The following is a 6944-nucleotide window of genomic DNA, read 5'->3' as shown; positions in this document are numbered from 1 at the left end:
GCGCGGCGCCTGCCGGGCAGGCGCCGCGCCGTCCGGGCTCACTTGCGGAAGCGGGCCAGGAACTCCTGGATGCCGGGCTGCGTCGCCGAGTAGGCCTGCGCCCACGACTCGAACTCCAGCGTGGCCTCGAATCCCTCCGTCGCCGCGATCCGCACCGCGCTCTTGATGTGCCGCGCCAGCCGTGGATCCATCCGCGCGTACGTACGGCCCAGCGCGGTCGCGGCGGCCACCGGATCGTCCTCCAGGGACAGGGCCAGACCCGCCTCCACCGCCTCGGCGCCCGTGAGCGTGCCGCCGTCGAGGAGGAGCTTCAGCGCGCGCTGCGAGCCGAGGGCCTGGACCAGGAACCAGGTGCAGCCGCCGCCGGGGTGCAGGCCGATCTGGGAGAAGGTCGCGCCGAACTTGGCGCCGGGGCCGGCGATGCGCAGGTCGCAGGCCATGGCGAGGTTCAGCCCGGCCCCGATCGCGGGCCCCTGGACGGCGGCGATGGTGGGGATGGACAGCGAGCGGAGGATCAGGAAGCTCTCGTACACCTTCTGCAGGTCCTCGCGCAGGGTGCCGAGGTCGCGGGTGGTGTCGCCGAAGAGTGCGGGCAGGTCGGCGCCGCCGCAGAACGCCGAGCCCGCCCCGGTGACCACCAGAGCGGTGGCGTCCGGGTCGGAGCGGATCGCGGTCACGGCCCGTACCAGCTCGGCACGCATCGTGTCGTCAATGATGTTCCGTTTGTCCGGGTGGTTGAGCGTCAGGACGCGCAGCCCGCCGTCCGGCTCCACGATGACCTTGTCCATCAGGTGCTCCTTACTCGGTGATCCATTGCCACAGCCGGTCCGGTCCGCGTTCGGCGAACGTCCGGCCGAGTCGCCCGGCCCACCAGCGGGCGGTGCCGAACTCGTCGCGCCAGGACCAGAGCCGCCGGGTGGCGAGGTGCAGGGGGTGCTCGCGGGTGATGCCCATGGCCGCGTGCAACTGGTGGGCGATGCGCGCGCCTTCCGTCGCGGCGCGTCCGGTGATGACGCGTGCGGCGGCGACCCTGGTCCAGGCGTCGGGGTGGCCCTCGGCCAGCGCCTGGGTGGCGCGGCGCACGGCGACGCGGGCGGATTCGAGCTCCGAGGCCATGCGAGCGACGAGCTGCGCCACGGCCTGGAACTTGACGAGCGGCCTGCCGAACTGTTCGCGGACCGTCACGTGCGTGACCGTCTGGTCGAGGGCGGCGGCCAGGGCTCCGGTCAGGGCTGCGGCTCTGAGCAGCGCGGCCTCGGCGAGGACGTCCCCCGGTCCGTCGAGCGGGGTGGCCGGCGTCCCGTCCAGGCGCAGGGTGTCGCGGGGCTCGCCCGCGAGGTTGGCGCCCGGGGTCCGGTGAAGCCCCGCCGCGCCGGTGCGCACCTCGGCGAACGCCTCCTGGCCGGAGTCGAGGGTGGCGAGCACCACCACGTGTCCGGCGTGCCTGCCCCAGGGCACCTTCGAGACGGTCCCGTGCAACCGGCCGTCGGCGGTGAGCCGGACCTTCTCCCCGCGCTGGGGCACGGCCACGGTGGCGACCTCGCCGGCGACGTCCCGGCCCGCCTCGGCCAGGGCGCGCCGCGCCAGGATGGTCTCGGCGACCGGGACGGACACCTGGTGGCGGCCGAGACCTTCGACGATCGTCACCACGTCGTGCGGGTCGCCGCCCTCGCCGCCGCGCGTCTCCGCGACGCCGACGCCCGTCCAGCCGAGGTCCCGCACCGTGTGCCAGATCTCGGGCAGGTCGTCGCCGGGCTCGCCGCCGTGGCCGGCGAGGACCTGGTCGGCCACCGCGCCGAGCCCGGTGTCGTCCGCGGGCCGGCTCCCCCGGGCGCTGACGGCGCCGCGGGAGATGACCGTACGCAGGACCTCGGTCGTGCCGCCGCGGATGGTGAATCCCGGTGCGGCCAGGATGCCCTGGGCCAGCAGGCCTTCGGCGCCCGGGGCGCCGGGGTCGACCGGGGTGTCCAGCAGGGTCCGGGCCAGTTCGTTGACCTCCCGCTCCAGCGTGGTGCCGAGGTCCTTCAGCATGGCGGCCTCGTGGACCGGCGCCCGGCCCGCGTCCATCTCGGCGGCCACGTCGAACGCCATCGCGCGCAGCGTCGCCAGCCTGGCCAGCACCTCTCCGGTCCGTTCCGCCTCGCCGTCGCCGAGCTCGCCGGCGGCCCCGAGCGCCGCGGCCAGCAGCGGGTAGGTGCTCAGCACCCGCTCGACGCCGCCGCGTTCCAGCGCGAGCTGCTCGGTGACCTGCGTCCATCCGCCGCCGACCGCGCCGAGCACGTGGTCGTCGGGGACGAGGACGGAGTCGAAGGTGACCTCGTTGAAGTGGTGCTCGCCGGCCAGGTCGTGGATCGGCCGCACGTCGACGCCGGGGGCGGCCATGTCCACGATGAACTCGGTGAGCCCTTCGTGCTTCTTCTCCCCCTTGCCGGTACGGGCGAGCACGTAGGCGTGTGTCGACCGGTGCGCGTGGCTGGTCCAGATCTTCCTGCCGGTGACGAGCCAGCCGCCCTCCGCCCGGGTGGCCGTGGTGCGCACCGAGGCCAGGTCCGAGCCCGAGTCCGGTTCGCTCATGCCGAGACAGAAGGTGACCTCGCCGGAGGCGATCGCGGGCAGGAACTCCGCCTTGGCCGCGTCGCTGCCGTGCCGCACGATGGACGGCCCGATCTGGCGGTCCGCGATCCAGTGGGCGGCGACCGGCGCGCCGGCCCTCAGGAGCTCCTCGGTCACGACGAGCCGGGTGAGCGCCGATCCGCCACCGCCGCCGTACTCGACCGGCCAGGAGATCCCGATCAGGCCGCGTTCGGCCATGGCCCTGGTGAAGTCCAGGTCGTAGCTGCGCAGCCAGGCGTCGCAGACCGGCGAGAACTTGCCGGCCCGGAGCCATTCGCCGACGAGCTCACGAGTGGTTTGCCGTACTTCGTCGAGTTTTGTGGTGTCCATACTGATTCCTCTACGTTTCTGCGAGCGCTCGTCTGGCCACCCGGTAGCCGCGTTCCGCCGCCGCGCGCAGCACCAGCCGCGCGGCGGCGTTCTCGGCCGCCGAGGCGGCCGGCCTGGGCGTGACGGGCGCGTCGGTCCGTACGCCCAGCGCCGCGAGATGGCGGACGAAGGCGTCGGCTCCCGGGATGTCGGCCAGTTCCTCCAGGACGGGTGTGTCACCGAGTCGCGCCACGCCCCACCGGGTGTGCAGGCGGACGAGCGCGCCGGGCCCCGGCGCGGCGGTCACGTGCTCCACCTGCCGCTGGACGCGCCGCAGGTCGTCGCCGCCGGACAGCCAGACGAGCTCCCGGGCCCGCGCCGCGATGTCGGGCGCCCCGCCCCCGCCGGGCAGGCGGACCCGCGGGGCGTCACCCGGCCCGATCAGGGAGGAGTTCACCCGGCCGCGTACGTCGACGTTGCCCGCGTCGAGGACGACCCGGTCGAAGCGCCGGGCCATCGCCAGCAGGACGTCGGCCGTGGTGCCGGTGAAGCCGAGCGCGTCCGCGTACGCCGGGTAGTCCGTGGTGCTCGTGGGCACCGACGCGGCGGCGCCGTGCACGCCGGCGCCCGCCTCGAAGACCTGGGTGAACGGCTCTCCCTCCAGCTCGTACGCGAGCTGACCGGCGAGCACCGGCCAGTGGAAGCCGGTGAACACCCACCCGCCGCGCCGGAACTCGCGGGCGGTGCGGATCAGGAAACCGATCACATCGGCGTCGTCAGGCATCGCGTCCTCCTGTCACATGCTCCGACAACCACGCCGCGAACCCCTCCGGAGTCGAGGTGCCGGCGACGTAGCGCTCATAGGCGGCGACGTCGCGCTCGTAGCGGCCGATCGTGCCGTCGGGGGCGACCGCGCCGGGGTGGTGCACGACGGCGGTGGTCAGCACCCCGGGGATGACGATGCCCGCCCGGCGGGCCGCCTCCGTGCCGACGACCTCCTCGGCGACCAGGACGAGTGCGCGCGCCGCCTGCGCGGCGACCAGCGCCTCTCCCAGCGGGCCGCGGATGACGCCGTTGCCGTCGGCGTCGGCCTGGTCGACGTGGACGAACGCGACGTCCGGAGTGATCGCCGCGACGATGTCGGCGGCGCCGAAGGCGGTGTCCACCCGGGACAGCCGGCCGTTGGGCCAGTCCTCGTCCGTGTAGCCGGTGCCGGGGAGACCGGGCACCGGCATGAACGGCACGCCCCAGGCGCCCGCCGTCAGCGCCGCGGTCATCAGCCCGAGGCTCAACTCGTACAGCGTCACCGCCCTGTCGCCGCTCTCGGCGGCGCGCCGGAAATTCCACGTGGGGCCGGGACCGACGGGACTCCAGCAGTGACCGAAGGTGGCCGAGGCCAGCGCTCCCGCCCCCAGCAGCTGGTCCAGCAGGATCCCGCCGGAGCCGATGACCACGTGCAGGCCGGTGCGGCCCTGCCGGATGATCTCGTGGCCGACGGCGAAGAGCTGGGCGCCGAAATTGCCCAGGTACACGGTGCGGCCCGGCTGAACGTGGGCGGTCACGGCCTCGGGCAGGCCGATCAGCTTGTCACCGGTCATGCGTACGCCTCCGGAAGCATGTGCAGCCCAGGGCCGAGGTGCGCGCCGCCGTCGATCTGGATCAGCTGGCCCGTCATCATCGCACCCGCCGGTCCGGCCAGGAAGGCGACGAGCTCCGCCACCTCCTCGGGGGCGGTGGCGCGCCGCATCGGCGTGCCCCTGGCGACCAGGTTGTCGTGCACGTGACGGCCGGCCTCGCCGCTCAGCGCGCTGGTCAGCACGGTGCCGGGGCCGACGCAGTTGAGCCGGACTCCGTCCTTGGCCCATTCCAGCGCGAGTGTCCTGGTCAGCCCGAGGATGCCGGAGCGCGCGGCCACGGAGTGCGCCATGCCCATGCCGCCCCGCTCGACGCCGGACAGGGAGATGTTGACGACGCTGCCGCCCGCCTCGGCCAGGAAGGGGTACGCGGCCATGGTCACGGTGAAGGCGGCCGTGAGATTGAGGTCGATCACCGCCCGCCAGCCGCCCGCGGAGATGCCGGTGGCCGGGGCGAAGAACTGGCCGCCGGCGTTGTTCACCAGCAGGCCGAGGCCGTGGCGGGCGCCGGTCCTGCCGACGGCGGCGACCACCGCCTCGGTGTCGCGGACGTCGCACACCTCGTAGTCGTAGCGTTCCCGGTCGGCGGCGAGCGACCCGGTCTCGGCCAGCGTCTCCGCGCGGCGGCCGAGACCCGTGACCCGGGCGCCGAGCTCGACGAGGCGCAGCGTGATCGCCCGCCCGATGCCGCTGCCGGCCCCGGTGACCAGTGCGGAGAGGCCGGCGCACGCGGTGCCGGCGAGCACGGAGGGCCGGGCCGTCATGCCCGCCTCGTCCCCGCGCTGACCTGGCGGCGCATGAGCTGGGTGGGCCGGTAACGGGAGTCGCCGATCTCGGCGAGCAGCGAGCGCAGCCTGGACGCCACGGTGACCGGCCCGGCCCGGCGGACGTACGCGAACGGGCCCTCGGGGTGGTTCATCGCCAGGCGTAGCGCGAGATCGACGTCCTCGGGCCGGGCGGTGCCCTCCTCCACGACGGCGTACGCCTCGTTGGCCAGGCAGTCGGCCAGCCTGTCGGCGACCAGGCCGGGCAGCGCGAGCACCCGGACACCGGCCGCTCCCAGCAGGTCCAGCAGCGCGTACGTGTCGTCCGGGACGGCGACGCCGGCCTCCGGGTCCTCCACCACCTCGGCGAAGACCTCCTCCCGCCACGCGTGCAGCCGCACCCAGCCCGTGTCCGCGGGCAGCAGGTCGCGCCAGGCCGCGTCGGAGCCGTCCACGACCACCCGCGCGCGGCGGCCGAGCTCGCGGACCTGCTCCACGTCCTCGGGCGTGGGGGCGCGGTGGCAGCTGAAGACCACGAGCGGGGCGTCGTCGGCGAGATGCCGGGCGACGGCGGGATGCCCGCGCAGCGCGGCGGCGTGCGGGCCGGTCACGTGCAGGCTGACGCCCTCCGGCGCGGGCCCGGCCGCCCTGGTGACCCGGCCGCGCCCGTCGCGTGGCGGCTCCACCGCGTAGTCGTAGAAGCCCCGGCCGGCGGCCCGGCCTGTCATCCCGTTGCGCACCAGCCCGCGGACCAGGGGGATGGGGCGGTATCGGGGGTCGCCGAACTCCCGATGCGCCGTCTCCGATGACGCCAGGTGCGTGTGCAGCCCGGTGAAGTCGAGCAGTTCCAGCGGGCCCATGCGGTGGCCGAGCGCGCCGCGCGCCACGGCGTCGACCACGGCCGGTTCCAGCCCTTGCATGACCAGGAGCTGCGCTTCGTAGTACAGCGGCCGGCATACCCGGTTGACCACGAAGTTCGGCGAGTCCGCGCAGGTGACGGGCGTCTTGCCGAGCTCACGGACGATGCCGAGGGCGTTCTCGTGGACCTCGTCGGCGGTGGCCGCCGCCTTGATCACCTCGACCAGCCGCATCTTCGTCGGCGGGTTGAAGAAGTGCAGCCCGATGACCCTCGACGGGTCGCCGAAGGCCTTGCCCATCTCACCGACGCTCAGCGAGGAGGTGTTGGAGGCGACGACGAGGTCGTCCCGTCCGTGTGCGCGCACCTCGGCCAGCAGCGCGGCCTTGGCCTCCATGTTCTCGACGACGGCCTCGACGAACAGGGTCGCCTCGCGCAGGGCGGATCGCAGGGTGCCCGCTTCGACGGTGGCCTTCTCGCCGTCGGCCTCGGCCTCCCGCCGGATCAGCGTCAGCCCCGCCTCGGTCGCCTCCGGCGACACGTCGCAGACGACGACCCGCGCTCCGGCCCGGTCGAACACCCGGGCGATGCCGCGCCCCATCGGCCCGAGTCCCGCGACGGCGACGGTCATGCCCGCCACCCGGGTCACTAGGGCACCCTCTTTCTCGCAGGCACCACTACGGTGCTTGGTGAAGGGACTCGGCGGGAGCCGGGGTGACGGTCTGGTTCGGTCGCCGCTCGACGGCCTGTATGACACCACCGCCCCCG

The 6944-nt window shown here is 74.4% G+C and carries 6 protein-coding genes; all 6 read right to left on the bottom strand.

What is annotated here, in order from left to right:
• Nucleotides 1-38: 38 nt before the first annotated feature.
• Genes KME79_RS44010 through KME79_RS43985 form a run of 6 tightly spaced genes read right to left on the bottom strand, consistent with a single transcriptional unit; the run spans nt 39 to nt 6807 of the window.
• Entirely contained in the window at nt 39-788 is a 750-nt protein-coding gene (locus tag KME79_RS44010) for an enoyl-CoA hydratase (protein ID WP_219552577.1), read from the bottom strand.
• 10 nt (nt 789-798) lie between these two features.
• On the bottom strand, nt 799-2943 hold the full coding sequence (locus tag KME79_RS44005) for an acyl-CoA dehydrogenase family protein (protein ID WP_219552575.1): 2145 nt from the start codon (nt 2941-2943) through the stop codon (nt 799-801).
• A 10-nt stretch (nt 2944-2953) separates the two neighbouring features.
• Nucleotides 2954-3706 (bottom strand): hypothetical protein, encoded by a 753-nt coding sequence (locus KME79_RS44000; protein ID WP_219552573.1) that lies wholly within the window; start codon nt 3704-3706, stop codon nt 2954-2956.
• Complete coding sequence (locus KME79_RS43995; protein WP_219552571.1) at nt 3699-4520, bottom strand: CoA-transferase; 822 nt, start codon at nt 4518-4520, stop codon at nt 3699-3701. The genes KME79_RS44000 and KME79_RS43995 overlap by 8 nt, the downstream gene beginning before the upstream one ends.
• On the bottom strand, nt 4517-5320 hold the full coding sequence (locus KME79_RS43990; protein ID WP_219552569.1) for an SDR family oxidoreductase: 804 nt from the start codon (nt 5318-5320) through the stop codon (nt 4517-4519). Before KME79_RS43990 ends, KME79_RS43995 begins: the two co-directional genes overlap by 4 nt.
• Nucleotides 5317-6807: a 3-hydroxyacyl-CoA dehydrogenase gene (locus KME79_RS43985; protein ID WP_219552567.1), complete on the bottom strand. Its 1491-nt coding sequence runs from the start codon at nt 6805-6807 to the stop codon at nt 5317-5319. Before KME79_RS43985 ends, KME79_RS43990 begins: the two co-directional genes overlap by 4 nt.
• Nucleotides 6808-6944: the final 137 nt, after the last annotated feature.

It is taken from the genome of Nonomuraea harbinensis, from assembly GCF_019396385.1.
GTDB classification, from domain to species: domain Bacteria; phylum Actinomycetota; class Actinomycetes; order Streptosporangiales; family Streptosporangiaceae; genus Nonomuraea; species Nonomuraea ferruginea.
This window is presented reverse-complemented; position numbering and strand designations above follow the sequence as displayed.

Bases quoted from the DNA above. Each gene is read 5' to 3' on its own strand.
- KME79_RS44005 (WP_219552575.1), bottom strand. From the start codon at position 2,943: ATGGACACCACAAAACTCGACGAAGTACGGCAAACCACTCGTGAGCTC.
- KME79_RS43995 (WP_219552571.1), bottom strand. From the start codon at position 4,520: ATGACCGGTGACAAGCTGATCGGCCTGCCCGAGGCCGTGACCGCCCAC.
- KME79_RS43990 (WP_219552569.1), bottom strand. From the start codon at position 5,320: ATGACGGCCCGGCCCTCCGTGCTCGCCGGCACCGCGTGCGCCGGCCTC.
- KME79_RS44000 (WP_219552573.1), bottom strand. From the start codon at position 3,706: ATGCCTGACGACGCCGATGTGATCGGTTTCCTGATCCGCACCGCCCGC.
- KME79_RS43985 (WP_219552567.1), bottom strand. From the start codon at position 6,807: ATGACCGTCGCCGTCGCGGGACTCGGGCCGATGGGGCGCGGCATCGCC.
- KME79_RS44010 (WP_219552577.1), bottom strand. From the start codon at position 788: ATGGACAAGGTCATCGTGGAGCCGGACGGCGGGCTGCGCGTCCTGACG.